We start from the raw sequence: 240 nt of genomic DNA, 5'->3' as shown, positions 1-240 counted from the left end.
GTCTATGACTTTGCTTTGGTCTGCGGTTGTTGCCGGTGTATCCATGGCATTAAACTTGCCTCGCCCGGGACTGATTCTGATGCTAGTAGGTTTCTATGGCTTGCTTTATTTAACAGAGAAAAACCGTAACTCAAGCTTAGGTCTCGTTTTCACTTTCTTATTCACAGGCTTCTTAGGTTACAGCTTAGGCCCAATTCTAAGTATGTATGTAGCGGAAGGCATGGGGGATGTGATTATTAC

The 240-nt window shown here is 43.8% G+C and carries 1 protein-coding gene; it reads left to right on the top strand.

Annotated elements, in window-relative coordinates:
* Positions 1-240 (top strand): Bax inhibitor-1 family protein (locus CIK77_RS17470; RefSeq protein WP_220224458.1); only part of this gene is annotated, 240 nt, incomplete at both ends.

This window comes from Microbacterium sp. JB110, assembly GCF_003335195.1.
In the GTDB taxonomy this organism is placed as follows: domain Bacteria; phylum Actinomycetota; class Actinomycetes; order Actinomycetales; family Microbacteriaceae; genus Microbacterium.
The sequence above is the reverse complement of the archived record's forward strand: the minus strand, read 5'-3'. Positions and strand labels throughout refer to the sequence as shown.